Source organism: Vulcaniibacterium tengchongense, assembly GCF_003814555.1.
In the GTDB taxonomy this organism is placed as follows: Bacteria; Pseudomonadota; Gammaproteobacteria; order Xanthomonadales; family Xanthomonadaceae; genus Vulcaniibacterium; species Vulcaniibacterium tengchongense.
In genome coordinates this window covers 189,437-214,196 of the sequence record NZ_RKQN01000003.1, presented here as the reverse complement: position 1 = coordinate 214,196, position 24,760 = coordinate 189,437, and the positions used below count along the sequence as shown (strand labels likewise).

The window sequence follows — 24,760 nt, the reverse complement described above, 5'->3', positions numbered from 1 at the left end:
GCCTGCGGATCGCGCCCGGGCGGCGGTGCGGCATGCGGCATGAGCGGTCCTCCTGCGCCGATGATGGCGCGGCGCGCCGGCAATCACATCCCCCAAGAGGCAGGGCGGGCGGGAAAGAGCCCGGCCAGGCCGAGCGGATGCGGGATCCGTTCAGCTTGGGCGCATGTTGCGACGCAGCGCAGGCGCGCCGGCATCGGGCGTCGACGCAGAAGCCGTGGATGGGCGTGCGGCAGCGCTGGAGGCGCGCGCGCGGACGGGTGGGGGAACCAACGAACGCGGGAAACGAACGCGGCCGCCTCGTGGCGGCCGGCCCGATGCGTGCAACCCAGGGGGCGTCCTGCCGGGAACCGACAGGCGGCGGTCAGGGACCGGTCGCGGTATTGCTCTCGTCGCGCTTCTCGCGCGGCGGCAGGTGGTCGTCGCCCTTGACCAGGAACCACACGTTCTCGGCGATGTTGGTGGCGTGGTCGCCGATGCGCTCGATGTTCTTGGCCATGAACAGCAGGTGCGTGCACGGCGTGATGCTGCGCGCGTCCTCCATCATGTAGGTCAGCAGTTCGCGGAACAGCGCGGTGTAGGCGACGTCGAGGTCGGCGTCGCGCGCGCGCACGCGCCGGGCCCGCTCGACGTCGTTGTCGCGGTAGGCGGCGAGCACGTCGCGCACCTGCTGCACCGCCAGCGTGCCGATCGCGTGCAGGCCGCTGACGTGCGGCAGCGGCGGCGCCAGGTTCAGCGCCATCGAGCGCTTGGCCACGTTCGCGGCGTAGTCGCCGACGCGCTCGATGTCGGACGCGATCCGGATCGCGGCGAGGATCTCGCGCAGGTCGCGCGCCATCGGCCCGCGCAGCGCCAGCTTCATCACGTCGTGGCTGATCTCCTGCTCGAGCGCGTCGATCGCCTCGTCGTTGGCGATGATGCGCTCGGCGGCGCGGTCGTCGCGGCGCTGGACCACGTCCAGCGCGGCCTCCAGCTGCGAAGCGGCCATCTCGCCCATGCGCAGGGTTTCGTTCAGCAGGCGCCGCTGCTCTTCGTCGTAGCTCTTCACGATGTGGTCGTGCATCTGGGTGCTCATGGGCTGTGTTTGTCCGTTGGCGCCTTGCGAAGGCTTCGGTGCGTCCCTGGCGCGTACCGCCGGCTCCGACTGCTCCGGCCCGCGCGAGCGGCCCGCGTCAGCCGAAGCGACCGGTGATGTAGTCTTCGGTCTGCTGCTTGGTCGGGTTGGAGAAGATCACCTCGGTCGGGCCGTGCTCGATCAGGTCGCCCAGGTACATGAAGGCGGTGAAGTCGGACACGCGCGCGGCCTGCTGCATGTTGTGGGTGACGATGGCGATCGTGTAGTTCTGCTTCAGCTCCTCGATCAGCTGCTCGATGCGGCCGGTCGAGATCGGGTCCAGCGCCGAGGTCGGCTCGTCCAGCAGCAGCACGTCGGGGCGCAGCGCCACCGCGCGGGCGATGCACAGGCGCTGCTGCTGGCCGCCGGACAGGCCGAGCGCGCTCTGGCCCAGCTTGTCCTTGACCTCGTCCCACAGCGCGCCCTGGCGCAGCGCCTGCTCGACCCGGTCGTTCATCTCGCTCTTCGACAGGCGCTCGTGGTGGCGGATGCCGTAGGCGATGTTCTCGTAGATCGTCATCGGGAACGGCACCGGCTTCTGGAACACCATGCCGACCTTGCTGCGCAGCCGGTTCATCGGGTACTTCGGGTCGAGGATGTTCTCGCCGTCCAGCAGCACCTCGCCCCGGGCCTCCAGCTTCGGGTACAAGGCGTAGATGCGGTTGAAGATGCGCAGCAGGGTCGACTTGCCGCAGCCCGACGGGCCGATCAGCGCGGTGACGCGCTTTTCCGGGATGTCGAGGTTGATGTCCTTGAGCGCGTGGAACTTGTCGTAATAGAAGTTCAGGTCGCGCGCCGACAGCTTGACCGGCGCGGCCGCGGCGGGCGCGCGCTCGGGAGTGGCGACCGCGAGGCGGGCGTCGTTCATGGCCGGGTTCCGGGCGAGGGAAGGGGTCGAGAGGTCAGTCATGGCTGATCTTGTTGCGCAGCACGATCGCGCGCGCCAGCAGGCTGACGCAGAGCACGAACAGGGTGAGGACGAAGGCGCCGGCCCAGGCCAGGGTGTGCCAGCTCTCGTACGGGCTCATCGCGTACTGGAAGATCACCACCGGAACGTTCGCCATCGGCGAGAACACGTCGGTGGTCCAGTACTGGTTGTTGAGCGCGGTGAACAGCAGCGGCGCGGTCTCGCCGGAGATGCGGGCCAGCGCCAGCAGGATGCCGGTGACGATGCCCGGCAGCGAGGAGCGGTACAGCACCTGCACGATCACCTTCCATTGCGGCACGCCCAGCGACAGCGCGGCCTCGCGCATCTGCGTCGGCACCAGTTGCAGCATCTCGTCGGTGGTGCGCACCACCACCGGCAGGACGATGAAGGCCAGGGCGATCGCGCCGGCCAGCGCGGAGAAGTGGCCCATCTGCGCCACCACCAGGGTGTAGACGAACAGGCCGAGCACGATCGACGGCGCCGACAGCAGGATGTCGTTGACGAAGCGCACGGTGTTGCCGATCCAGCTCTTCTGCGAGTACTCGGCGAGGAAGGTGCCGGCGAGCACGCCGATCGGCGCGCCCATGGCGATGCCCAGCAGGCTCATCGTCGCGCTGCCGAAGAACGCGTTGAGCATGCCGCCCTCGTCGCCGGGCGGCGGGGTCATCTTGGTGAACAGGTCCGGGTTGATCGAAGCCAGGCCCTTGCTCAGCGTGGTCCAGACGATCCATACCAGCCAGAACAGGCCGAACGCGGTGGCCAGGATCGCCAGCCCTTGCGCGACGAGGTTCTTGGCGCGGCGGTAGCCGTACAGCGAGGCGCTCATCAGTTGCCCTCCTTCTTCGACAGCTGGCGCAGCATCAGCCGCGCCGCCGCCAGCACCACGAAGGTGACCAGGAACAGGACGAAGCCGAGCGCGATCAGCGCCGAGCGGTACATGTCCGAATCGGCTTCGGAGAATTCGTTGGCGATGGTCGCGGCGATCGAGTTGCCGGGCATCAGCAGCGACGCGGTCAGCTCGTGCGCGTTGCCGAGCACGAAGGTCACCGCCATGGTCTCGCCGAGGGCGCGGCCCAGGCCGAGGAAGATGCCGCCGATCACCGCCGAGCGGGTGTAGGGCAGGACCACGTCCCAGACCACTTCCCAGCGGGTCGAGCCGAGCGCGTAGGCCGACTCCTTCAGCCGCCCCGGCACGGTCAGGAAGACCTCGCGCATCACCGAGGCGATGAACGGGATCACCATGATCGCCAGCACCAGGCCGGCGGTGCCCATGCCCAGCCCGAGCGGCGGCCCGGCGAACAGGGTGCCGACCAGCGGCAGCTGGCCCAGGTGCGCGTCGACCCAGGGATACACGTGCTCGCTCAGGTACGGCACCAGCACGAACAGGCCCCACATGCCGTAGATGATCGAGGGAATGCCGGCGAGCAGCTCGATCGCCGAGCCGATCGGCCCGCGCAGCCATTTCGGCGCGATCTCGGTCAGGAACATGGCGATGCCGAAACTCACCGGCACCGCGATCAGCATCGCGATCAGGGCGGTGACCAGGGTGCCGTAGATCGGCACCAGCGCGCCGAAGTTCAGACCGACCGGATCCCAGGCGTCGGTCCACAGGAAGGCGATGCCGAACTTGGCGAAGGCCTCGCGCCCGCCCCACAGCATCGACAGCGCGGCGGCGGCCAGCGAAACCAGCACGAACACGCCGGCGGCGGTGACCAGCCAGCGGAAGCCGCGGTCGGCGCGCGCGTCCTTGACGTCGCGGTCGGTCGAGGCGGGGACGGGAAAGGCGGTGGCGTTCATGCGAAGGGTGGGCGTCCGGGCGATGGCGTCGGGCAGTCGGGCGCGCGCGAGTTGCGTTTGCTCGGCGTTCCCGCTGGGGCGGATCCTGATCGTGCTTCCCGCGCAAGCGGGCGTTCTGCTGGTCCGTCATTCCCGCGAATGCGGGGAAGTCCCTGGGTTCGTCGTTCCTGCGAAAGCGGCGGAGTCTGCCGGGCCGTCATTCCCGCGAAAGCGGGGATCCGGTGACGTCGCTTTGCGCTTGTTGCGGTTGTTTCCGCCCGCCCGGGAAGCGGCAAGGCAACGTCGCGGGATCGCCGCTTGCGCGGGATGGCGCACCGGCAAGGGCGCCCGCGCCCGGCGCGAACGCGCCGGCGCGTCACTTGAATTCGCTCGCCCAGTAGGCCTCGATCTGCTGCACCAGTTCCGGCGGCAGCGGCACGTAGTGCAGCGCCTTGGCCTGTTCGGCGCCGTTCTCCAGCGCCCACTTGAAGAACGCCCGCGCCGCGGCGCTGCGCTGCGGGTCCTTCGGCTGCTTGTACATGAGGATGAAGTTGGTCGCCGCGATCGGCCAGGCGCCCCGGCCCGGGGCGTTGGTGATCACCAGGTTGAAGTCCTTCGCGCTCTTCCAGTCGGCGCCCGCGGCGGCGGCCTGGAACGACTCCACGCTCGGCTGCACCCACTCGCCGGCGGCGTTCCGCAGCTGGGCGTGGGCCATGCCGTTCTCGGTCGCGTAGGCCAGTTCGACGTAGCCGATCGAGCCCTTGATCTGCTTCACGTAGGCGGCGACGCCCTCGTTGCCCTTGCCGCCGATGCCGGTCGGCCAGTTCACCGAGGTGCCTTCGCCGACCTTCTGCTTCCATTCCGGGCTGACCTTGGACAGGTAGTTGACGAAGTTGAAGGTGGTGCCGGAGCCGTCGGAGCGGTGGACCAGGTTGATCTTGGCCGCGGGCAGCGGCACGCCCGGGTTCAGCGCGGCGATCGCCGGGTCGTTCCAGGCCTTGATCTTGCCCAGGTAGATGTCGGCCAACACCGGGCCGGTCAGGCGCAGCTGGCCCGGCTGCAGGCCCTCCAGGTTGACCACCGGCACCACGCCACCGATCGCCGACGGGAACTGGCCGAGGCCGGCCTGGGCCAGCTCCTCGGTGGACAGCGGCTTGTCGGAGGAGCCGAAGTCGACCGTGCCGGCCTTGATCTGGGCGATGCCGCCCCCGGAGCCGATCGACTGGTAGTTGATCTTGTTGCCCGTGGCCTTGTGGTATTCGTCCGACCAGCGCGACAGCAGCGGATAGATGAAGGTGGCGCCGGCGCCGGTGATCTCGGCGGCGACCCGGTCGCCCGCCGCCGCGGCGGAGGCCTGCGCGTCGTCCCCGGCGGCCGGAGTCGTGGTCTGGTCGCCCGGCTTGCAGGCGGCCAGCGCCAGGGCGAGGGCGAGCGAAAGGGCGGCGAAGCGGGCCGGGGTCGGGATCATGCGCAGCTCCTGTGGGAAACGTGAGCCGGCGCACGCCGCCGGCACGCCGCCATTTGATGATCTTTTTGTTACAGCGCGATGACATGCGCCCGCCACATTTCTGCAACGTTCCGACGGGCGGAAAAAAGGCGGGCCGAAGCCCGCCTTTCGGGGAGAGCGGTGTCCGCCGCTCAGTACTTCATGTTCGCCGACCAGTACTGCTCGATCTGCTGCACCAGCGCGTCCGGCAGCGGCACGTAGTCCAGGGCCTTGGCCTGGGCGTCGCCGTTGGCGTAGACCCAGCGGAAGAACTCCTTGGCGTTCCTGGCGCCGTCCGGGTTCTTCGGCTGCTTGTACATCAGGATGAAGTTGGTCGCGGTGATCGGCCAGGAGTTCTCGCCCGGGGCGTTGGTCATCACCAGGTGGAAGTCCTTGGACGAACCCCACTCGGCGTTCGCCGCGGCGGCCGAGAAGGTCTCGTCGGACGGCAGCACGAAGTTGCCGGCGGCGTTCTTCAGGCGCGAGTAGGCCATCTTGTTCTGCAGCGCGTAGGACAGCTCGACGTAGCCGATGCCGCCGACGATCTGCTTGACGTAGGCGGCGACGCCCTCGTTGCCCTTGCCGCCGATGCCGACCGGCCACTTGACCGCGGTGCCTTCGCCGACCTTCTGCTTCCACTCCGGGCTGACCTTGGAGAGGTAGTTCACGAAGTTGAAGGTGGTGCCGGAGCCGTCGGAGCGGTGGACGACGGTGATCTTGGTGGACGGCAGCTTGACGCCGCCGTTGAGCGCGGCGATGGCCGGGTCGTTCCAGGTCTTGATCTTGCCGAGGAAGATGTTGGCCAGGGTCTCGCCGTCGAGCTTGAGCGCGCCGGAGGCCACGCCCGGCACGTTGATCACCGGCACCACGCCGCCGATCACCGACGGGAACTGGGCCAGGCCGAACTGGGCCAGCTCTTCCGGCTTCAGCGGCGCGTCCGAGGAACCGAAGTCGACGGTGCCGGCCTTGATCTGGGCGATGCCGCCACCCGAGCCGATCGACTGGTAGTTGACCTTCTTGCCGGTGGCCTTGGCGTAGTCGGCCGACCACTTCGACATGACCGGGTAGACGAACGAGGCGCCGGCGCCGGTGACGTCGGCGGCCTGCGCGTTGGCGGCGAAACCGGCCGCCAGCGCGATCGCGGCGAGGCGGAACTGGATGGTTTTGAACACGGTGGGCTCCTGGAGTGACGACGGGCTGGGCCCGTTCGCGGCGCATTTCATAACGGTTGCGTGACAGCAGCGCGGCAGTCGCATGACGGAGTTGTGACGGCGGCGCCGGCGGGCGCGTCCGGTGCGCCGCCGGCGCTCTGCCGCGCGGCCGGGGGCCCGGAGGGCGGCGGACCGGCGGGATGCCGCGGCATCCCGCCGCGGTTCGCCGCGGGCGAAGAAAAAAAGGGCGCGGCAGAGCCGCGCCCGGTGAATCCGTGGGAGGGAGAGAGGATTCGAAAGACTTACCAATAGAACTGCATGCGCGCTTCGATGATGTTCGGGTTGTCCTCGAGCACGCCCTTTTCCTGGTTGACCTTGACGTAGTTCAGCATGAACTTGAAGTTCGAGCGCCAGTACCAGTTGACGCCGGCGGTGATGCTGTCCATTTCGCCGCCGACCACGGCGCCGTCGGTCAGGTCGATCGTGTCGTAGCGCAGGCCCAGCTGCCACATGCCCAGGCCGGGGTTGTCCGGCAGGCCGGTGGTGGGCACGCCGCCCTTGTAGCCCCAGGTCTCGCCGGTGATGTTCCACAGGCCGCTGACGTAGTAGCCGTCGCCGCTGAAGTCGTCGGCGCCGCCGTAGCGCTTGACGTCGGTGCTCATGTACTCGGCCTGCAGCTTGAACGGGCCGCGGACCCACAGGCCCTCGACGCCGACGAAGCTGGCGCGGTCGGTGCGGTTCATGTTGGCGTCGACGAAGCGGGTCGGCACCATGTCCGCCATCGGCCGGGCGCGCAGGCGCAGGGCGTCGCCGTCGGTGTCCTTGTCCAGGTAGGAGACGCCGAGGTGCAGGATGTTGCCGGCCTCGTTGACCGGCGCCCAGTAGCCGCGCACGGCGTAGCCGTTGCCGTGCTCGCGGTTGCGGGTCAGCTCGCGGCTGAAGTAGCTGGCGGTCAGGCCCCAATCGGCGTCGCCGATGTTGTACTGGGCGCCGACGCGGCGCGCGGTGCCGAGCGTGTTGGTGATCGACGACTTGGAGATGAAGTCGTTGTTCTTGGTCGACGACAGCTCCTCCATCGTCGCGCCGGGCTGCTTGAACTGGCCGACCTGGATGAAGTGGTTGGCGTTGTTGCCGAACTTGTACTTGGCGTTGACGTCGAGGAACTTGTCGTCCTTGGCGTCGTAGCCCAGCACCCACTCGATGTTGCCCGGGCCCTTGCCCTTGAGCACCAGCTCGGCGCGGCGCAGCTCGTTGAGGTACTCGCTGCCGTCGAGGTCGGACGAGGAGTCGGCGCCGTAGTCGATGGTGTCGGAGTCGAACTGGTAGAAGTCGGCCTGCACCAGGCCCTCGAAGGACACTTCCGAACCGCCGATCACGTCGATGGTGATCTCGGCGTGGGCGGCCGGAGCGGCCAGCGCGGCGAGCAGAGCGACGGCAAGGGTACTGCGGGACAGTTTCATGGGATGCCCTGAGGCGTGGGATGATGCCGCGCAGCCTAGGGCGTGAAAGTTGCGTAAATGTGACAACGCTGACTTATTTCCGCGCGATGACGGCGGGATGACGAGCCGCGCCCCGCGGTCGGGGGCAACGCCGCGCGCGAGCGGATTCAGGCGAGCGGCGGCGCCGGCTCGCCCGGGGTCTTGTCCGGGTAGCGGCAGAGGTCGCGGACCGGGCAGTGCGGGCAGTCCGGCCGGCGCGCCTTGCACACGTAGCGGCCGTGCAGGATCAGCCAGTGATGGGCGTCGTGCAGGTAGGCCTGGGGCACGGTGCGCAGCAGCTCGTCCTCGACCTGGCGCACGTTCTTGCCCGGGGCCAGGCCGGTGCGGTTGGCGACGCGGAAGATATGCGTGTCCACCGCCATGGTCGGTTCGCCGAAGGCGGTGTTGAGCACCACGTTCGCGGTCTTGCGGCCGACCCCGGGCAGGGCCTCGAGCGCGGCGCGGTCGCGCGGCACCTCGCCGCCGTGCTTCTCGATCAATTGTTGCGCCATCGCCACGACGTTGGCGGCCTTGGTGTTGTACAGGCCGATCGTCGAGATGTACGGCTTGAGCCCTTCGACGCCGAGCGCGGCGATCTGCCGCGGCGTGTTGGCCACCGGGAACAGCCGCCGCGTGGCCTTGTTGACGCCGACGTCGGTGGCCTGCGCGGACAGCGTCACCGCGACCAGCAATTCGTACGGCGTGCGGAACTCCAGTTCGGTGGTCGGCTTCGGGTTGAGCGCCTTGAAGCGCGCGAACATCTCCTCGACCTCGGCCGGGGCGAGGCGCGGCGGGCGGCGCGCTCCGGCGCGGCGGGTCGCCTTGCCGGCCTTCGGCTTCGCTTTCGTCGCGCTCATGGCTTGTGCCGCTGCCGCGCCTTGGCCAGCGCGCGCGCCAGGGCGGCCGCCGCCGCTTCGGGCAGGGCCGGCGCGCCGGCGGCCGGCTGCGCGGCGGCGCGCTCGCGGGCGCGTTCCTGCGCGCGCCGCGCCAGGCGGGCGGCGCGTGCGCGGTAGCGTTCGCGCGCGGCGAGCGCGGCCAGGCGCGCGCGCCGCGCCGCCTGCGTCCGCTCGCGGCAAGCCGGCGCGCACTGTGGGCAGTCCGCCGCGTCCAGCAAGCCGGTCCGCAGCGCCAGATCCAGGTCGTCCTCCGCCAACGCGCGCGCGATCGCATGCGCGCGCGCCGCCGCGGGCGCGGCACAGCCGCAGGCGCAACGCGCGGGCAGGGCGTCGCTCACTTGCCGGCGAAGGCGGGCTTGCGCCGCTCCAGGAACGCGGCGGTGCCTTCGCGCATGTCCTGGGTGGAGAACATCAGGCCGAATTGCGCAGTCTCGTACTGCAATCCTTCCTCCAGGCCGCATTCGCCGCCGACGTGGACGCAGTCGAGCACGCCGCGCAGCGCCAGCGGCGCGGCCTGCGCCAGCTGCGCGGCGAGCTGCATCGTCTCGGCCTCGAGCTCGGCCGCCGCGACCACGCGGTTGACGATGCCCAGCTGCAGCGCGCGGGCCGCGTCGACCGGCGCGCCGAGCAGGCACAGCTCCAGGACCGCCGCGCGACCGGCCAGGCGCAACAGGCGCTGGGTGCCGCCGAAACCGGGGATCAGGCCGAGGTTGATTTCGGGTTGGCCGAGCTTGGCGCCGTCGGCGGCGATGCGCAGGTGGCAGGCCATCGCCAGCTCCAGGCCGCCGCCCAGGGCGTAGCCGTTGATCATCGCGATCACCGGCTTCGGCATCGTCTCGATCCGCCGCATCAGGCGCTGGCCGCGCAGCGAGAAGTCGCGGCCCTCGACCGGGCTCAGCGCATGCATCTGGGCGATGTCGGCGCCGGCGACGAAGGCCTTGGGGCCGGCGCCGGTCAGCACCACGCAGCGCACCGCGGGATCGGCCGCGGCGGCCTCGAAGGCCGCGTTCAGGGCGTCGAGCGTGGCCGCATCGAGGGCGTTCAGCTTGTCGGGGCGATCAATCGTGATCCGGCGAACGGCGCCGTCGTCGGCGATCTGCAGCGGTTGGGACATGGCGAGGCGGTTCCAGGGGCGAGGGCGCGCGGACGGCCGCGGGAACTCCCGGCCGGAGGCGCGGTCTGAGCGGGTGGCGCCGGTGGCGGTCATGCCCCGGCGCCGTTATCCTAGCGCGTCCATCCGGGCGGATACGACCGGTTGGGGACATAGCGAGCGGCACGGCGCGACCGCGCCGATCCACGAACCGGAGATTCCACCGAATGAAGTTGCGTTTGATCGCCGTCGCCACCACGGCCCTGATCCTGGCCGCCGGCCAAGCCGCCGCCCAGGACACCTCGACCGAGAAGGGCAAGCTCAGCTACGCCCTCGGTTACGACCTGGGCCGCAACGCCATCGAAAGCGGCGAGCAGCTCGACGTGAACACCATCGTCAAGGGCCTGCAGGACGGCTACGCCAAGAAGCAGCCGTCGGTGCCGGTGGACCAGCTGCGCACCGCGGTGCAGAACATGCAGCAGCGCCAGGCCGCGAAGGCCAAGGCGGCGTGGGACAAGGCCGCGGCCGAGAACAAGACCCGCAGCGACCAGTTCCTCGCCCAGAACAAGGCCAAGCAGGGCGTGCAGACCCTGGCCAGCGGCGTGCAGTACCGGGTGATCGAGAACGGCACCGGCGCCAAGCCGACCCAGGCCAGCACGGTGCAGCTCGAGGTGGCCGGCCCGTACGCCTGGGGCGAGCGTCCGCAGCAGGCGCGCGCGCCGCAGAACATCCCGGCCATCAAGGTCAGCGAGATCGAGATGCCGGCGATGCGCGAAGCGTTGCTGCAGATGCCGGCCGGCGCCAAGTGGGAGATCACCCTGCCGCCGGACAAGGCCTACGGCGCCGATCCGCGCACGCCGTTCCCGCCGAACGTCGCCGTCCAGTTCGAAGTCAAGCTGGTCAGCGTCAAGTGACGATGTGGCCCGTGGCCGCGTAGCGGCCGCGGCTTGGCCGTATCGTCATCCCCGCGCATGCGGGGACCCGCCCTCTCCGGCTCTGCGCCGTGGCCGCATCGCGGCCACGGCCTTGGCATCGCCGGCTGCGGAAGCGGGAATATCAGCGGCGCGCCATGCCCGCGTGGCGCCCGGCTTCGGCGAGGCGTCGTTGCGAAGGCCTGAGGTCGCGAACCCGACGCCATTCCGCGTCGCCCGCGGACCGACAGCCCGCCGCCCGGGACAGGTGGCGCGCGGTTCCGGCCGCGACCGCGCCGCGTGCCCTCTCCGTGTCCACCGCCGGCCGCCAGGCGCGCGCGGCCGCATTCCCCGTCGCTCGCCCGTTTCCGCATCGCACGCAGGTTTCGCCGCATCGGCGCGGCAGCGGTGCGTGCGCGTCGACGGCATGGCGCGGCCGCGGCGGAAGCTCGTGGCGCCGCCGCGGCCCCGTGCCGTATCCTTCCGCGCGCCGGCCCACTTGCAATTTCGCCGGGCCGCATTAGGGTCTCAGTGGCCGCCCTCCGGCGAGGCGCCACCCGCATTCCTTCGGCAGTCGCTGCATGAACACTTTCTATCGCGCCGTGCTCAGTCCCTGCATCGGCGTCTGCACCCTTGGCGACGATGGCCTGTGCGAAGGCTGCCACCGCACCAGCGCCGAGATCGCGCGCTGGTCGCAGATGAACGACGACGAGCGCCTGCGCCTGATGGAGACGGTGCTGCCCGAACGGGAGTCGCGGCGAAGGTGAGCCCGCTGGCGCCGCCCGATTGCCCGCGCCTGAGCGCCGCGCTGCATCCGCTGACCCGGCCGCCGCAGGGCCCGGAATGGAACCGCAGCGAACTCGAAGGCCTGGTCGCCGCCGACGCGACGCCGGTGCCGGCCGCCGTCCTGGTCGGCCTGGTGCCGCGCGGGCCGGGCACGCAGGTGCTGCTGACCCGCCGCACCGACGGCCTGCGCCAGCACGGCGGCCAGGTGAGCTTCCCGGGCGGGCGCATCGAGAGCGACGACGTCGATGCGGTGGCCGCGGCGGTGCGCGAGACGGTCGAGGAAATCGGCGTCGTTGCGGCGCAGATCACGCCGTTGGGCTATCTGGATCCGCTGCTGACGATCACCGGCTTCCGGGTGCAGCCGGTGGTGGCGCGGCTCGCGGCCGACTACGTCGCGCGGCCGGACCCGAACGAAGTCGCCGAGGTATTCGAGGTGCCGCTGGCCTTCCTGCTCGACCCGGCCAACCTGGACGCGCAGGTGCTGGACGTGCGCGGCCGCCCGCGGCGGGTGCTGGAATATCGGTATCCCGGCCAGCGCATCTGGGGCGCGACCGCGTCGATGCTGCTCAACCTGCGCCAACGCCTGGAGGCCGTGCCATGAACGGATGGAACACGCTGGTCGATGCCGAGGCGCTCGCGCCGGCGCTGGGCGACGGCGAGCTGGTCGTGGTCGATGCGCGCTTCGCCCTGGCCGATCCGGGCGCGGGCGAGGCCGCGTACCGGCAGGGGCACCTCCCCGGCGCGCGCTACGCGCATCTGGACCGCGATCTGTCCGGGCCGCACCGGCCCGGCGCCGGCCGCCATCCGTGGCCGCGGGCCGAGGATTTCGCCGCCACGCTGGCGCGCTGGGGCGTGACGCCGCGGCACCAGGTGGTCGCCTACGACGCAGGCGACGGCGCCCTCGCGGCCGCGCGGCTGTGGTGCCTGCTGCGCGCGTTCGGCCATGAGCGCGTCGCCGTGCTCGACGGCGGGTGGGAACGCTGGCGCGCGCTGGGCCTGCCGGTCTCGAGCGAGGTTCCGCCCGCGGCGGCCGCGCCGCCGTATCCGGGCGCGTTCGATCCGCAACTGCTGCTCGATGCCGATGCGGTGCGTGCGCACCTCGACGCCGGCGGGTTGCTGCTCGATGCGCGCGCGGCCGAGCGCTTCCGCGGCGAGGTCGAGCCGGTCGACCGCGTCGCCGGCCACGTGCCCGGCGCGCGCAACCGGCCGTATACCGCCAACCTGCGCGAAGGCCGCTTCAAGCCCGCGCACGAACTGGCGCAGGAGTTCGCCGGCGCGCTGCAGGGGCGCGCGCCGCAGGCCGCGGTGGCGATGTGCGGCTCGGGCGTGACCGCCTGCCATCATCTGCTGGCGATGGCGCATGCCGGCCTGCGCGGTGCGCGGCTGTACGCCGGCTCCTGGAGCGGCTGGATCGAGGATCCCGCGCGGCCGGTCGCGCGCGGCGGCGAGTAGCGCGGCGGGGTCCCGCCGCATTCCTCCGCCACAGGGTAGAACGCGAGGCGGCGCCGCGAGCGAGCGTGCCGGTTCGCTTGCCAAGCGCGACGCCGCGCCATCGCCGTCGTCCGCGCCGGCGCCGAAGGCGAACGGACGCGCTTTCGCCGCACGCGAGGCCGGCGAAAGCGCGGTATGCGCCGCGCCGCTCGTTCCTCGTTTCTCGGCACTGGCTCCTCGCCTTCGGCGGCGCGGCGTAATTCCCCGGTCATCGTCACGCCCGATCCTTGCGCGATTTCACACAGGGGGAGTGCGCGATGTCGCGCGCGATCGTCGTTCTATTGCTGTTCCTGTTCCACAGCGTCTGCGCGCAGGCGCAGGGCGAGCCCGAGCGGATGCGCATCCACGGCTCGCAGACCCTGGCCGCGAAGCTGGTGCCGGCGGTGGCCGAGGCCTGGCTGCGCGACATCGGCTACGTCGGCATCCGCCGCGAGCAGCCGGCGCCGAACCGCACCGAGCTGCACGCCAGCCGCGACGGCCAGCCGCTGGTGGTGGAGATCGTCGCCAGCAGTTCCGCGCAGGGCTTCGCCGCGCTGGTCGATGGCCGGGCGCAGATCGCGATGACGACGCGGCGGCCGACCGCGGCCGAACTCGACGCCGGCTGGCAGCTCGGCGACCTGGCCTCGCACGACCAGGAATTCGCGCTCGCGCTCGACGGTGCGGCGGTGGTGGTGAACCGCGCCAATCCGGTCGCCAAGCTCAGCCTGCGCCAGCTGCGCGCGCTGTTCTCGGGCGAGATCCGGCACTGGAGCGAACTCGGGGCCGGCGCGGGCCCGGTGCGCCTGCATCGGGTGGACGGCGCGAACTCGGCGCGCGACCTGATCGACGAACGGGTCATGCAGGGCGCGCGCCACGCGGCGGCGCAGCGGCATGCGGACGCGCCGGCGCTGCTGCGCGCGATCGCCGCCGACCCGTGGGGCATCGGCTTCGTCAGCCTGCGCCAGGGGCTCGGCGCGGGCGTGCGGCCGGTGGCGATCGAAGAGGGCGGGCGCGCGATCGCGCCGACCCGTGTCGGCGTGCAGAGCGAGGACTATCCGCTGACGCGCCGCCTGTACCTGTACGGCAGCCAGATGATGGGCGCGCTGAGCCGCAGCTTCGCCCTGTACGCGATGGGCCGGCGCGGGCAGGATGCGGTGGCGCGCGCCGGCCATTTCGCGCTGACCCTGCGCCCCGGCCAGCGCCAAGCCAGCCTGGCCGGGCCTGGCGACTACCGCGCCCTGGTGGACGGCGCGCAGCGCCTGCCGTTGAGCCTGCGCTTCAATCTGACCGGGCAGAACGACAGCGGCATCGCCGCCAGCGTCTACGACAGCCGCGCGGTGCGCGACCTCGAGCGGCTCGAGGCCTTCATGCGCCTGCCGCCGAATCGCGGCCGTCGCCTGCTGGTGATCGGCTTCGCCGACGGCACCGGCCCGGCCGCGACCTCGCTGATGATGAGCAACGACCGCGCCGACCTGGTCGCGCAGGAGCTGATCTCGCGCGGCCTGGTGGTGGAGCGGGTGCGCGGCATGGGCGCGGCGTTGCCGCTGGCGCGCACCGGCGCGCCGGGCGACCGCTACCGCAACGAGCGCGTGGAGGTGTGGCTGCGCTGAGTCCGCGCTCGGCCTTCGCGGACGGGCGCCGCGCGGTTACGGCGCAGCCCGGGTCAGCGGGCAGGGCGCTCGCCCGAGGCGGACCGGCCCCGCGACGCGCGCGGCCAGGCGACGCGCGCGGCGACGGCGGCAGGCCCGGCCTCTTCGCGCGAGCGGCTGCGCAGGGCAAGCGCGATCGCGCGTCACGGGCCTCACTTGCCCAGCCGCGCCACCAATGCGCGCAGCGCCGCCTGCGTATCCTTCGCGTACCAGGCATCGAGGAAATGCGCGAGCCGGATGCGTTCGGGCCGCAGCGCCGCGACCAGGTCCTCGCGCGCGATCGCGCGGGTCTGCAGCATCGCCTGCCGCGGCAGCGCGCGCAGGGTGTCGAGCCAGGCGGCGGCGCGCGCGACCGCGTCGCCCTCGGGAACCGCTTCGTCGACCAGCCCGATCGCCAGGGCCTGGTCGGTGTCGGGCATCGCGCCCGCGACCAGCAGGCGCTCGGCACGGTACGCGCCGACCACGCGCCGCAGCAGGTGCTGGACGCCTTCCGGCGCCACCAGCCCGACCTGCACTTCGTTGAGGCCGATCCGGTACGGCTTGGCCGGGTCGGGCGCGCGCGCCATCACCCGATAGTCGCAGCACAGCGCCAGCACGCAGCCGCCGGCGGGCGCGTGGCCGTCGATCGCCGCCGCCACCGGCACCGGGCATTCCGCGAGCGCGGCGGCCGCGGCGAAGAAGGTCTCCCAGGCCGACCGCAGCGCCGCCCGGTCCTCACCGAGCGCGAGCAGATGCGGCACGTCGAGTCCGCCGGAGAACACCTTCGGCCCGCCGCTGAGCACGATGCCTTCGGCGCCTTGGTCCACCGCCGCGCGCAGCGCCTGGGTCAGCGCCGCGCACAACGCGGGATCGAGCGCGTTCGCAGGCGGGCGGGCGAGGCGCAGTTCGGTCAGCGCGCCGTGCGCGCGGGTCTGGATCGGGCTCATGCGACGTTCCGGTCGGAAGCGGGAGGCGCGGCTATCATAGGCGCATGCATACCTCGCTCGCCCGTCCGCTGCTCTGCCTGGCGCTGTCCGCCTTCGCCCCGTTCGCGCATGCGGACGAATGCCGGCTGCAGGTGCGCGATGCCTGGCTGCGCCGGCCGCCGATGGCAATGCCGATGCTGGCCGGCTTCGGCCGGATCGAGAATCCCTGCACCCGGGCGCTGACCGTTGCCGGCGCGCGCAGCCCGGCGTTCGCCGAGGTGTCGCTGCACGAGACCCGCGTGGTCGAAGGCGTCAGCCGCATGCGCGCGCTGCCCGAGTTGCGCATCGAGCCGGGCGGCGCGGCGACGCTGCAGCCGGGCGGCCTGCACCTGATGCTGATGCGTCCGCACGGAGCGCTGCGGGCGGGGCAGAAGGTGGCGGTGGAGTTCACGCTGAAGGAAGGCGGCAGCGTGCGCGGCGAGTTCGTGGTGCGCGAAGCGGGCGAGTAGCCGCCGCCGTTCCCGCGGCAAAGTCCGCCGCGCCGACGTCGGGCCGCGGCACGGCCCGGTCCCCGGGCCTCCCGCGGCCGACGGCGGCGGCCGAATCTCTCCCCGGAAGAGGCCGAGGGCTCGAGCAGAAGCGCGCCTCCGGGCGGAGGCGGCCGCCCGTTGCCGACGGCTTCAGTTCCCTGGTTCCCCTCGCGAGCAGGCCTGACGGACGGCTTCCGGCAAGGTCGCGGCGCGGCCGGTGCCGCGGTCGATCCAGACCATCACCACGTGCCCGTCGCAGTACAGCACCTCGGCGTCCGCCGCATCGACGATGCGGTGGCCGATGGTGACGCTGGTGGCGCCCAGGCGTTCGACGAACAGCTCGATCGCGATCTCGGCCGGCCATTCGATTGGCCGGCGGTAGTTCAGGTGCGCGGCCGCGACCACCGGCGCGACGTGCTCGTCCAGGCCCTGGCCGGGCACGCTCAGCATCCAGCGCAGGCGCGCCTCTTCCAGGTAGCTGAGGTACTTGGAGTTGTTGACGTGGTTGAACGCGTCCAGGTCGCGCCAGCGCACCGACAGCGGCACGCGGATCAGCGCGGTCGGTGCGGCGGCGGGTGCTTCCGCGGGCGCGCTCGTCGTCGGGGCGGCCCGGGTTTCCGGTTGCTTCGCGGCCGGCTTGCGCTTGCGCGGCGCGCGGCGCGGCTTCGGCGTGTCCTCGCTCATGCGGCGGTCTTCTTGCGATGGTTCGGTTTGGCGGCGGACGCGGCGGCCTGCGTCCCCGGCTTGATTCCGAGCAGCGGCGCGAGGAAGCGCCCGGTGTGCGAGTGCGGCATGCGCGCGATCTCCTCCGGCGTGCCGGTGGCGATGATGGTGCCGCCGCGGTGGCCGCCCTCGGGGCCGAGGTCGATCACCCAGTCCGCGGTCTTGATCACGTCCAGGTTGTGTTCGATCACCACCACCGTGTTGCCGTCGTCGCGCAGGCGGTGCAGGACGCTGAGCAGGTGCTCGATGTCGTGGAAGTGCAGGCCGGTGGTCGGCTCGTCGAGGATGTACAGGGTACGCCCGGTGTCGCGGCGCGACAGTTCGCGCGAGAGCTTCACGCGTTGCGCCTCGCCGCCGGACAGCGTGGTCGCGCTCTGGCCCAGCTTGATGTAGGACAGGCCGACGTCCATCAGCGTTTCCAGCTTGCGCGCGATCGCCGGGATGTTCTCGAACAGGCCGAGCGCGTCCTCGACGGTCATCTCCAGCACGTCGTTGATGTTGTGGCCCTTGTAGAGGATCTCCAGCGTCTCGCGGTTGTAGCGCTTGCCGCCGCAGACGTCGCAGGGCACGTACACGTCCGGCAGGAAGTGCATCTCCACCTTGATCAGCCCGTCGCCCTGGCAGGCCTCGCAGCGGCCGCCGCGCACGTTGAAGCTGAAGCGGCCCGGCGAGTAGCCGCGCGCGCGCGCCTCGGGCACCTGCGCGAACAGCTCGCGCAGCGGCGTGAACAGGCCGGTGTAGGTCGCCGGGTTGGAGCGCGGCGTGCGCCCGATCGGCGACTGGTCGATGTCCACGACCTTGTCCCACAGGTCGAGGTTCTCGTGCGACTTGTACGGCGCCGGCGTGTGCGCCGCGCCGTTGAGCTCGTTGGCGGCCAGCGCGTACAGGGTGTCGTTGATCAGGGTCGACTTGCCCGAGCCGGACACGCCGGTGATGCAGGTGAACAGCCCCGCCGGGATCTCCAGGTCGACGTTCTTCAGGTTGTTGCCGCTGGCGCCGCGCAGGCGGAACGTCGCCTTCGGGTCCGGCTTGCGCCGCTGCTTCGGGATCTCGATGCGGCGCTTGCCGGACAGGTACTGCCCGGTGAGCGAGCGCGGCGCCTTGAGCACGTCCTCGAGCGCGCCCTGCGCGACCACCTCGCCGCCGTGCACGCCGGCGCCCGGGCCGATGTCGACGATGTGGTCGGCCAGGCGGATCGCGTCCTCGTCGTGCTCGACCACGATCACCGTGTTGCCGAGGTCGCGCAGGCGGGTCAGGGTGCCGAGCAGGCGCTCGTTGTCGCGCTGGTGCAGGCCGATCGACGGCTCGTCGAGCACGTACATCACCCCGACCAGGCCGGCGCCGATCTGCGAGGCCAGGCGGATGCGCTGGGCCTCGCCGCCGGACAGCGAATCGGCCTTGCGCTCGAGCGTCAGGTAATCGAGGCCGACGTCGACCAGGAAGCGCAGCCGGTCGGTGATCTCCTTGACGATCTTGGCCGCGATCTCGCCGCGCCAGCCGGGCAGTTCCAGGCCCTTGAAGAAGGCCAGCGCGTCGTCGACCGGCAGCACCACGATCTCCGGCAGCGGCTTCTCGGCGACGAACACGCTGCGCGCGGCGCGGTTGAGGCGCGCGCCGCCGCATTCGGGGCAGGGGCGCTCGCTGATGTACTTGGCCAGCTCCTCGCGCACCGCGGCCGACTCGGTCTCGCGGTAGCGCCGCTCCAGGTTCGGCACGATGCCTTCGAAGCGGTGCTTGCGCTGGTGCCGGCTGCCGCTGTCGCTGAGGTAGGTGAAGCTGATCAGTTCCTCGCCGCTGCCGAACAGGATCGCGTCGCGCACGCCCTGCTTGAGCGACTGCCACGGCGCGTCGACGTCGAACTTGTAGTGCTTGGCCAGCGACTGGATCATCGAGAAGTAGTAGGCGTTGCGCCGGTCCCAGCCGCGCACCGCGCCGGCCGACAGCGACAGCTCCGGATGCACCACCACCCGCGCCGGGTCGAAGAACTGCGCCACGCCGAGCCCGTCGCAGCTCGGGCAGGCGCCGATCGGCGAGTTGAACGAGAACAGGCGCGGTTCCAGTTCCGGCAGCGAGTAGTCGCACACCGGGCAGGAATACTTCGACGAGAACAGCAGCGTCGCGGCGCCCGGCTCGGCCGCGCCCGGCATCCTGCCTCCCGCGGCACCCGCGCCGTCCTGCGCGGCGTCCAGCGACATCACCTGGGCCATGCCGTCGCCGAGCTTGAGCGCGGTCTCGAACGACTCGGCCAGGCGCTGCTTGATGTCCTCGCGCGGCTTGAAGCGGTCGATCACCGCTTCGATGGTGTGCTTCTGCCGCAGCGCCAGCGGCGGCACCGCGTCGATCTCGTACAGCACGCCGTCCACGCGCACGCGCACGTAGCCCTGCGCGCGCAGCTGCTCGAACACCTGCGCGTGCTCGCCCTTGCGCTCGCGGACCACCGGCGCCAGCAGCATGTAGCGGCGCTCGCGGCCTTCCTCGGTCGCGCCCAGGGCGATCACCTGGTCGACCATCTGGCTGACCGTCTGCGCCTCCAGCGGGTAGCCGTGGTCCGGGCAGCGCGGCGTGCCGACGCGCGCGTACAGCAGGCGCAGGTAGTCGTAGATCTCGGTGATCGTGCCGACGGTCGAGCGCGGGTTGTGCGAGGTCGACTTCTGCTCGATCGAGATCGCCGGCGACAGGCCCTCGATGTGGTCCAGGTCCGGCTTCTCCATCACCGACAGGAACTGCCGGGCGTAGGCCGAGAGCGACTCGACGTAGCGGCGCTGGCCCTCGGCGTAGATGGTGTCGAAGGCCAGCGAGGACTTGCCGGAGCCGGACAGGCCGGTGATCACGATCAGCTTGTCGCGCGGCAGATCGAGATCGATGTTCTTGAGATTGTGCGTCCGCGCGCCGCGGAGGCGGATGTAGTCCAGCGCCATCGGGTGCCTGCAAGGGGAGGGCGCCGTCGCGGTGCGACGGCGAACAGAAGAGCGTATCGACTGGGGGAGATGGGGGCAAATCCGCCGAACCGAACCCGGCGTCCGGGCATGCAGCGCGGGCGCCGGGGCTTGCCTACGCACCGGACGGCGGACATGCGCGCGTACCCTAGCCGGCCCGCGTCGCAGCCGCTGAGACCGCCGCGGGCGCGAACGCGCCTCCGGGCGCCGGCCAGCGGGGCCGTTCATTCCTGCGTGAAGAGGGCCGCCGCCTCGGCTTCGGGCCGCGGGCGCGAAGCACGCCCGGCGGGGCGCTCGCGCGAGCCCGCACGGGCGCGGTCACGCGATCACAGGAAGCCCCACGGGCGGGGTTCGCCGCGGCGCGGCGTGCGGAGCGCGCCGCCGGCCGTCCCCGGCGCGGTCATCCGCCCGCGAGCCGGAACCGCGCCTGGGCCGTGCCCGCATCGCCGGGACGGGTGACGAGCGCCGCCGGATGGGCGCCGTTGACGATCAACTGCACCTTGATCGCTTCGGCGCGCTGCTGCGACAGGGCGCGGTCGTCCTCCGGCAGCCCGGTGGCCTCGTACGGCCCGACGATTTCCAGGCGCGCCTCCGGGCGCGCCTGCAGCGCGCCGGCGGCGCGGCTCAGCAGGTCCAGGCTGGCCGAATCGATGCGCGCGCTGCCGGGCTCGAAGCGCACCGGCACGCGGTTGAGCGCCGCGACCAGTTCGGCGGCGTCCGCGCCGGGCGCCAGGCCCGCGGCGGCGGCCGGCTCGGCCCCGGCGCCTTCGAACAGGCCGGCATAGGCGTAGCCGGGGTACAGCCGTTGCGCCCGTTCCAGCAGGGCGGCGCGCTCGGCCGGGGCGGCGCGGCCGCCGAGCTCGATGCGCCGGCCGGCGAAGACCACCGCGGCGCCGGGCAGGTCGAAGCCGGCGAGGAAGGCGGGCAGGCCGTCGAGCCAGCCGGGCGGTTTCGCGCGCGGATCCAGCCCGAGGCGGCCGTCGATGCGCTCGCGGCCGTAGGCCCGCTCGAGCGCGGCCAGTATCGCGTGGCGCGCGGCCTCGTCGCCGACTTGGCCGTCGTAACGGATGCGGCCGCCGTTGTTCGCGACGCTCAGCCGCGCGTCGAACTGCGCCGCCGGCGCGACCGCCGCGGCATCGGCCTCGGACGCGGACGTGGAAGGGGCGTGCGGCTGCGGGCCGCGGCTGCAGGCGAGGCAGGCCAGCAGCATGAGGATCGCGCAGGCGCGCAGTGCGGGGGTGCGGATGCGAGGTTCGGTCATGGTCGCTCGGTATGCGGCCGTCGGCCCGGCGGAGCCGGATCCGATCCGCTCGACGAGGGGAGCGCGAGGGGAGCGCGGAAGCGAAGCGGATCGCGGCTACGCCGGGGACGGATGCTGCGGAAGGGCACGGCGACGGCGGGGGCCGAAGCCCCCGCCGCACCGCGGATCACTGGCCGTACTGGATCTCGACCGGGTCCGCGCACTCCTGCGTGCCGTTGTTGCACAACTGGTAGCTCATCGTGCCGCTGCCGATGATCCGGAAGGTGTCGACCGCGGTGCCGTTGTTGCGCACGGTCTTCAGGATCGCGCCGTTGCGGTAGATGTCGATGTTGCGCTTGCCCTTCTGCCAGGTCAGGGTCACCCGGGTGCGGTTGCGGTCCAGCGCCACCGCCTCGGCCTCGACCGCGCGCGGCCAGTTGGCGTCGACGAAGCTCGGGTAGAGCGAAACCCCGGCCGCGTCGCGATAGCCGCGGATCGTCACGTACCAGGTGCCGCCGCTCGGCGCCGGGAAGAAGCAGTTCTCGTTGTTGCCGGAGGCGTAGGGGCGGCAGTCGTACGCGGTGGTGGTCGGCTCCGCGCCGTGGCGCACGTACATGTCGGCGTCGCCGGTGCCGCCGAACATCGCGAACAGCAGGTTGGACGCGCCGTTGGGCACCAGCAGCTTGTAGCGCACCGTATCGCCGGCCAGCACCTCGATGTCGGCGACGGTAACGCCGTTCTGCAGCTCGATCGCCGGCGGCGGCTCCGGCGCCGGCGGCACGTCCGGCGGCAGCGGCTCCTGGCCGGCGGCCACGGCCACCGCGTAGCGCGCGTCGACGATGCCGGCGCCGCAGTACTTGTTGTAGCTGCAACCGGAGGCGAAGCCGCCGCTGGCGTAGGCGGTGTTCTCGAGGATCTTCTTGACCTCGGCCGGGGTCTTCGGCGTCGGCGCGGCCGCCTGCATCAGCGCGACGATGCCGGCCACGTGCGGGGCCGCCATCGAGGTGCCGGCCATCCAGGCGTAGCCTTCGCCCTCCTGGCCCTGGGTGCCGAGGTTGAGCGTCGAGAGGATGTTGTCCTCGGCCGGAACCACGCCCGAGCCGCCCGGCGCGGCGACGTCGACCACGCTGCCGAAGTTGGAGTAGTCGGCCAGTTCGCCGGTCGGCCCGACCGCGGATACGGCGATCACGTCGTTGCAGCTCGCCGGCGAGTAGCCGGCGGCGTCCGCGGAGGAATTGCCGGCGGCGACGACGATGGTGGTGCCGCGCGCGACCGCGGCGCTGTAGGCGGCCTGCTCGGCCACGCTGCAGGCGCCGCTGCCGCCGAGGCTGAGGTTGATCACCTCGGCCGGGGTCGGGTTGTCCGGCACGCCCGGCACGCTGCCGCCGGAGGCCCAGGTCACCGCGTCGATGATGTCCGACTCGTAGCCGCCGCACTTGCCGAGCACGCGCACCGGCTGCACCTTGGCGCCGAACGCGACGCCGGCCACGCCCACGCCGTTGTCGGTGGCCGCGGCCACCGTGCCGGCCACATGGGTGCCGTGCCAGCTGCTGTCCTCGGGGATGTTGAAGATGTTGCACTCGCCGTTGTGCCAGTCGCCCGGGTCGTTCGGGTCGGCGTCGCGGCCGTCGCCGTCGACCGAGACTTCCGGGTCGACGATGAAGTCGTAACCGGGCGCGTACTGGTTCACCAGCTCGCTGTGCGGCGTGCTGCCGGTGTCGAGCACGGCCACCACGACGCCGTCGCCGTGGCTCAGGTCCCAGGCCGGCTCGGCGTTGATGCCGCCGGGGCCGTTCTTGTAGTGCCACTGCTGGGCGTAGCCCGGGTCGTTGGGGACGAACAGCCGCTGGCGCAGGCGGTCGGGCTCCACCGCCAGCACGTTCGGGTCCTTCATCAGCGCCAGCGCCAGTTCCTTGCTCGCCTTGGCGTCGAGCTTGCGCTCGGTGCGGATCAGGGCGCTGCCGGTGGCGAGGGTGCGCAGCGGGCGGATGCCCACGCCGACGGCCTTCGCCGCGGCCGCCCACTGCTGCTGCACCGCGGCCGCGCTCATCCGCTGCGCGCCGGCGCGATAGGTGACGATGAAGCGGTCGTGCGCGGCGGGTTGGCGCGCGGCCTGCGTCGCGGTCCTGCTCTTGTCGAGCACCGGCAGCTTGCCGCCCGAGTAGGCGGCCGGAGCGACGACGACGGCGGTGGCGATGGCCAGGGCGGTCCATTGCGGCAAGCGGGATTTGCGGGTCATGACGGGCATCCTTGAACGTGAGCGGAGGAACCCGCCGCCCCTGACCGGCGGGTGAGGGGCCGTGCCGGCGCGCGGCCGGGACGGAATGCAGGGCACGCGGCGGCCGCCGCGGCCAGGACGTCGGATACGGAGACGGAAAGGAGAGAGGACGCGAGGCCGGGCGCCGGCGGGCGAGAGCGTCGAGGAACTGCGGAGAGGCCTTCCGTGGGCATGCAGGGCTCCATGAGAGAACCGCCGGCGAACGGCCGGGCGGGCGGCGTCCCCCTGCAGACGCCCGAGCGACCGTAGGGCCAAGCCCGGGCCCCGATCAAGGACGCAGTTCACGGTTTCGAGCGCCGCCGGTCGGGAGCCGGAACCGTTGCCGAGCGAACGGCGTGGCGCACTCGCGGGCCGGCCGGAAGCCGGGGTGGCCGGAAGCCGGGGTGGCCGGAAGGGCGGCGGGCTTTCCGGACGCCATCGGCGCGCGGCCCTGGCGGCGCCAACCCGTCGGGATGCGCCGGCCGCTGCCGGCATCGCCGGAGCGCCAGGCCGCCGCGCGCCCCGTATCCGCATCGTCGGCGCTGCGGCCGCACGGCGCCAGCGCTCGGCCGATGCCGGGACGAAACGGTCCGGCCGGCTTGCTCCAAGTGCCTGAGGCCGCTACAATTCCGCTTCTGTCCGCCCGCCCGGGCCGGCAGCGACCAGAATAACTACAGAGGAATCCCGGTCATGTACGCAGTAGTAGTCACCGGCGGCAAGCAGTACCGCGTGATGCAGGGCGAGACCCTGCGCGTCGAACTGCTCGACGCCGAGGTCGGCAGCGAGATCAAGCTCGACAACGTCCTCATGCTCGGCGACGGCGAGGGCGTGAAGGTGGGCGAGGCGGTCAAGGGCGCCAGCGTTTCGGCGAAGGTGATCGGCCACGGCCGCGCCGACAAGGTGCGGATCGTCAAGTTCCGCCGCCGCAAGCACCATCGCAAGCAGATGGGCCACCGCCAGCATTACACCGAAATCGAAATCACCGGCATCGCCGGCTAACCAGGAGAAGCCGCCATGGCACACAAAAAGGGCGTAGGTTCCACCCGCAACGGCCGCGACTCCAACCCGAAGTACCTGGGCGTCAAGATCTACGGCGGCCAGGCCATCGAGGCCGGCAACATCATCGTGCGTCAGCGCGGTACCCAGTTCCATCCGGGTCCTGGCGTCGGCCTGGGGCGCGATCACACCCTGTTCGCGCTGGTCGACGGCAAGGTCGAGTTCTCGACCAAGGGCCCGAAGAAGCGCCGTACCGTCAGCGTCGTCGCCGCCGAGTAAGCGCGACGGCTCTTGCGGGTCCCCTCGCAGGAGTCACGCCCCGCGCGGACGCTTCACCAAGGCGAGAGGCCCCGCTTCGGCGGGGCTTTTCGTTATCAAGCGGCGGGATCCGGGATCCGGGATCCGCAAAGACGAGTCGCCTCGATCCGGCCACTAGAATCG

The 24,760-nt window shown here is 71.8% G+C and carries 21 protein-coding genes and 1 pseudogene; 7 read left to right on the top strand and 15 right to left on the bottom strand.

Annotated features, from left to right (window positions below; genetic code table 11):
- Nucleotides 1-361: 361 nt before the first annotated feature.
- The 10 genes from phoU to EDC50_RS11360 form a co-directional block, all read right to left on the bottom strand.
- A complete protein-coding gene (phoU, locus tag EDC50_RS11405) occupies nt 362-1,072 on the bottom strand; it encodes a phosphate signaling complex protein PhoU (RefSeq protein WP_123770608.1) in 711 nt (236 codons plus the stop codon).
- Between the two features lie 97 nt (nt 1,073-1,169).
- On the bottom strand, nt 1,170-1,979 hold the full coding sequence (pstB, locus tag EDC50_RS11400; RefSeq protein ID WP_123770607.1) for a phosphate ABC transporter ATP-binding protein PstB: 810 nt from the start codon (nt 1,977-1,979) through the stop codon (nt 1,170-1,172).
- Nucleotides 1,980-2,013: 34 nt separating this feature from the next.
- Nucleotides 2,014-2,865 (bottom strand): phosphate ABC transporter permease PstA, encoded by an 852-nt coding sequence (pstA, locus tag EDC50_RS11395; RefSeq protein WP_123770606.1) that lies wholly within the window; start codon nt 2,863-2,865, stop codon nt 2,014-2,016.
- On the bottom strand, nt 2,865-3,836 hold the full coding sequence (gene pstC / locus EDC50_RS11390; RefSeq protein WP_123770605.1) for a phosphate ABC transporter permease subunit PstC: 972 nt from the start codon (nt 3,834-3,836) through the stop codon (nt 2,865-2,867). The genes pstA and pstC overlap by 1 nt, the downstream gene beginning before the upstream one ends.
- A gap of 355 nt (nt 3,837-4,191) precedes the next feature.
- Nucleotides 4,192-5,283, bottom strand: a complete 1,092-nt coding sequence (gene pstS / locus EDC50_RS11385) for a phosphate ABC transporter substrate-binding protein PstS (RefSeq protein ID WP_123770604.1) — start codon at nt 5,281-5,283, stop codon at nt 4,192-4,194.
- 170 nt (nt 5,284-5,453) lie between these two features.
- A complete protein-coding gene (gene pstS, locus EDC50_RS11380; RefSeq protein ID WP_123770603.1) occupies nt 5,454-6,524 on the bottom strand; it encodes a phosphate ABC transporter substrate-binding protein PstS in 1,071 nt (356 codons plus the stop codon).
- Nucleotides 6,525-6,754: 230 nt separating this feature from the next.
- Nucleotides 6,755-7,912 carry an OprO/OprP family phosphate-selective porin gene (locus EDC50_RS11375; RefSeq protein WP_123770602.1) on the bottom strand — a complete coding sequence of 386 codons (1,158 nt, stop codon included), beginning with the start codon at nt 7,910-7,912 and terminating at the stop codon, nt 6,755-6,757.
- Nucleotides 7,913-8,058: 146 nt separating this feature from the next.
- Nucleotides 8,059-8,787, bottom strand: coding sequence for an endonuclease III (gene nth, locus EDC50_RS11370; protein WP_123770601.1), 729 nt, complete (start codon nt 8,785-8,787; stop codon nt 8,059-8,061).
- The gene (locus tag EDC50_RS11365) at nt 8,784-9,164 is read right to left on the bottom strand and encodes a hypothetical protein (protein WP_211326903.1); all 381 of its coding nucleotides are present in this window, start codon (nt 9,162-9,164) and stop codon (nt 8,784-8,786) included. The genes nth and EDC50_RS11365 overlap by 4 nt, the downstream gene beginning before the upstream one ends.
- Complete coding sequence (locus EDC50_RS11360) at nt 9,161-9,940, bottom strand: enoyl-CoA hydratase/isomerase family protein (protein WP_123770600.1); 780 nt, start codon at nt 9,938-9,940, stop codon at nt 9,161-9,163. Before EDC50_RS11360 ends, EDC50_RS11365 begins: the two co-directional genes overlap by 4 nt.
- A gap of 203 nt (nt 9,941-10,143) precedes the next feature.
- Here EDC50_RS11360 and EDC50_RS11355 point away from each other — a divergent pair, with 203 nt between their 5' ends.
- The 4 genes and pseudogenes from EDC50_RS11355 (at nt 10,144) to EDC50_RS11340 (ending at nt 14,693) form a co-directional block, all read left to right on the top strand.
- Entirely contained in the window at nt 10,144-10,830 is a 687-nt protein-coding gene (locus tag EDC50_RS11355; protein WP_123770599.1) for an FKBP-type peptidyl-prolyl cis-trans isomerase N-terminal domain-containing protein, read from the top strand.
- Nucleotides 10,831-11,408: 578 nt separating this feature from the next.
- A pseudogene (locus EDC50_RS11350) lies at nt 11,409-12,214 on the top strand (NUDIX hydrolase).
- Complete coding sequence (locus tag EDC50_RS11345; RefSeq protein WP_123770598.1) at nt 12,211-13,065, top strand: sulfurtransferase; 855 nt, start codon at nt 12,211-12,213, stop codon at nt 13,063-13,065. Before EDC50_RS11350 ends, EDC50_RS11345 begins: the two are co-directional and overlap by 4 nt.
- 296 nt (nt 13,066-13,361) lie before the next feature.
- Entirely contained in the window at nt 13,362-14,693 is a 1,332-nt protein-coding gene (locus tag EDC50_RS11340) for a substrate-binding domain-containing protein (RefSeq protein WP_123770597.1), read from the top strand.
- Between the two features lie 191 nt (nt 14,694-14,884).
- Here the strand turns inward: EDC50_RS11340 and EDC50_RS11335 are convergent, their stop codons facing one another.
- Nucleotides 14,885-15,658, bottom strand: coding sequence for an enoyl-CoA hydratase/isomerase family protein (locus EDC50_RS11335; protein ID WP_123770596.1), 774 nt, complete (start codon nt 15,656-15,658; stop codon nt 14,885-14,887).
- A gap of 44 nt (nt 15,659-15,702) precedes the next feature.
- Here EDC50_RS11335 and EDC50_RS11330 point away from each other — a divergent pair, with 44 nt between their 5' ends.
- Nucleotides 15,703-16,146 carry a copper chaperone PCu(A)C gene (locus tag EDC50_RS11330; protein ID WP_123770595.1) on the top strand — a complete coding sequence of 148 codons (444 nt, stop codon included), beginning with the start codon at nt 15,703-15,705 and terminating at the stop codon, nt 16,144-16,146.
- Between the two features lie 171 nt (nt 16,147-16,317).
- On the opposite strand, the gene EDC50_RS11325 is transcribed toward EDC50_RS11330, so the two are convergent.
- The 4 genes from EDC50_RS11325 to EDC50_RS11310 all read right to left on the bottom strand — a co-directional run bounded on the left by EDC50_RS11325 (nt 16,318) and on the right by EDC50_RS11310 (nt 23,305).
- A complete protein-coding gene (locus tag EDC50_RS11325; RefSeq protein ID WP_123770594.1) occupies nt 16,318-16,851 on the bottom strand; it encodes an acyl-CoA thioesterase in 534 nt (177 codons plus the stop codon).
- Nucleotides 16,848-19,808, bottom strand: coding sequence for an excinuclease ABC subunit UvrA (gene uvrA, locus EDC50_RS11320; RefSeq protein WP_123770593.1), 2,961 nt, complete (start codon nt 19,806-19,808; stop codon nt 16,848-16,850). Before uvrA ends, EDC50_RS11325 begins: the two co-directional genes overlap by 4 nt.
- Before the next feature lie 418 nt (nt 19,809-20,226).
- On the bottom strand, nt 20,227-21,087 hold the full coding sequence (locus EDC50_RS11315; RefSeq protein WP_123770592.1) for an OmpA family protein: 861 nt from the start codon (nt 21,085-21,087) through the stop codon (nt 20,227-20,229).
- Nucleotides 21,088-21,253: 166 nt separating this feature from the next.
- Nucleotides 21,254-23,305: a S8 family peptidase gene (locus EDC50_RS11310; RefSeq protein WP_123770591.1), complete on the bottom strand. Its 2,052-nt coding sequence runs from the start codon at nt 23,303-23,305 to the stop codon at nt 21,254-21,256.
- Between the two features lie 708 nt (nt 23,306-24,013).
- Here EDC50_RS11310 and rplU point away from each other — a divergent pair.
- Together rplU and rpmA are read left to right on the top strand one after the other, a co-directional pair.
- Nucleotides 24,014-24,322: a 50S ribosomal protein L21 gene (gene rplU, locus EDC50_RS11305; RefSeq protein ID WP_123770590.1), complete on the top strand. Its 309-nt coding sequence runs from the start codon at nt 24,014-24,016 to the stop codon at nt 24,320-24,322.
- Between the two features lie 15 nt (nt 24,323-24,337).
- Entirely contained in the window at nt 24,338-24,598 is a 261-nt protein-coding gene (gene rpmA / locus EDC50_RS11300; RefSeq protein ID WP_123770589.1) for a 50S ribosomal protein L27, read from the top strand.
- Nucleotides 24,599-24,760 lie beyond the last annotated feature (162 nt).

Bases quoted from the DNA above. Each gene is read 5' to 3' on its own strand.
- phoU (WP_123770608.1), bottom strand. From the start codon at position 1,072: ATGAGCACCCAGATGCACGACCACATCGTGAAGAGCTACGACGAAGAG.
- pstB (WP_123770607.1), bottom strand. From the start codon at position 1,979: ATGAACGACGCCCGCCTCGCGGTCGCCACTCCCGAGCGCGCGCCCGCC.
- pstA (WP_123770606.1), bottom strand. From the start codon at position 2,865: ATGAGCGCCTCGCTGTACGGCTACCGCCGCGCCAAGAACCTCGTCGCG.
- pstC (WP_123770605.1), bottom strand. From the start codon at position 3,836: ATGAACGCCACCGCCTTTCCCGTCCCCGCCTCGACCGACCGCGACGTC.
- pstS (WP_123770604.1), bottom strand. From the start codon at position 5,283: ATGATCCCGACCCCGGCCCGCTTCGCCGCCCTTTCGCTCGCCCTCGCC.
- pstS (WP_123770603.1), bottom strand. From the start codon at position 6,524: ATGAAATGCGCCGCGAACGGGCCCAGCCCGTCGTCACTCCAGGAGCCC.
- EDC50_RS11375 (WP_123770602.1), bottom strand. From the start codon at position 7,912: ATGAAACTGTCCCGCAGTACCCTTGCCGTCGCTCTGCTCGCCGCGCTG.
- nth (WP_123770601.1), bottom strand. From the start codon at position 8,787: ATGAGCGCGACGAAAGCGAAGCCGAAGGCCGGCAAGGCGACCCGCCGC.
- EDC50_RS11360 (WP_123770600.1), bottom strand. From the start codon at position 9,940: ATGTCCCAACCGCTGCAGATCGCCGACGACGGCGCCGTTCGCCGGATC.
- EDC50_RS11355 (WP_123770599.1), top strand. From the start codon at position 10,144: ATGAAGTTGCGTTTGATCGCCGTCGCCACCACGGCCCTGATCCTGGCC.
- EDC50_RS11345 (WP_123770598.1), top strand. From the start codon at position 12,211: ATGAACGGATGGAACACGCTGGTCGATGCCGAGGCGCTCGCGCCGGCG.
- EDC50_RS11340 (WP_123770597.1), top strand. From the start codon at position 13,362: ATGTCGCGCGCGATCGTCGTTCTATTGCTGTTCCTGTTCCACAGCGTC.
- EDC50_RS11335 (WP_123770596.1), bottom strand. From the start codon at position 15,658: ATGAGCCCGATCCAGACCCGCGCGCACGGCGCGCTGACCGAACTGCGC.
- EDC50_RS11330 (WP_123770595.1), top strand. From the start codon at position 15,703: ATGCATACCTCGCTCGCCCGTCCGCTGCTCTGCCTGGCGCTGTCCGCC.
- EDC50_RS11325 (WP_123770594.1), bottom strand. From the start codon at position 16,851: ATGAGCGAGGACACGCCGAAGCCGCGCCGCGCGCCGCGCAAGCGCAAG.
- uvrA (WP_123770593.1), bottom strand. From the start codon at position 19,808: ATGGCGCTGGACTACATCCGCCTCCGCGGCGCGCGGACGCACAATCTC.
- EDC50_RS11315 (WP_123770592.1), bottom strand. From the start codon at position 21,087: ATGACCGAACCTCGCATCCGCACCCCCGCACTGCGCGCCTGCGCGATC.
- EDC50_RS11310 (WP_123770591.1), bottom strand. From the start codon at position 23,305: ATGACCCGCAAATCCCGCTTGCCGCAATGGACCGCCCTGGCCATCGCC.
- rplU (WP_123770590.1), top strand. From the start codon at position 24,014: ATGTACGCAGTAGTAGTCACCGGCGGCAAGCAGTACCGCGTGATGCAG.
- rpmA (WP_123770589.1), top strand. From the start codon at position 24,338: ATGGCACACAAAAAGGGCGTAGGTTCCACCCGCAACGGCCGCGACTCC.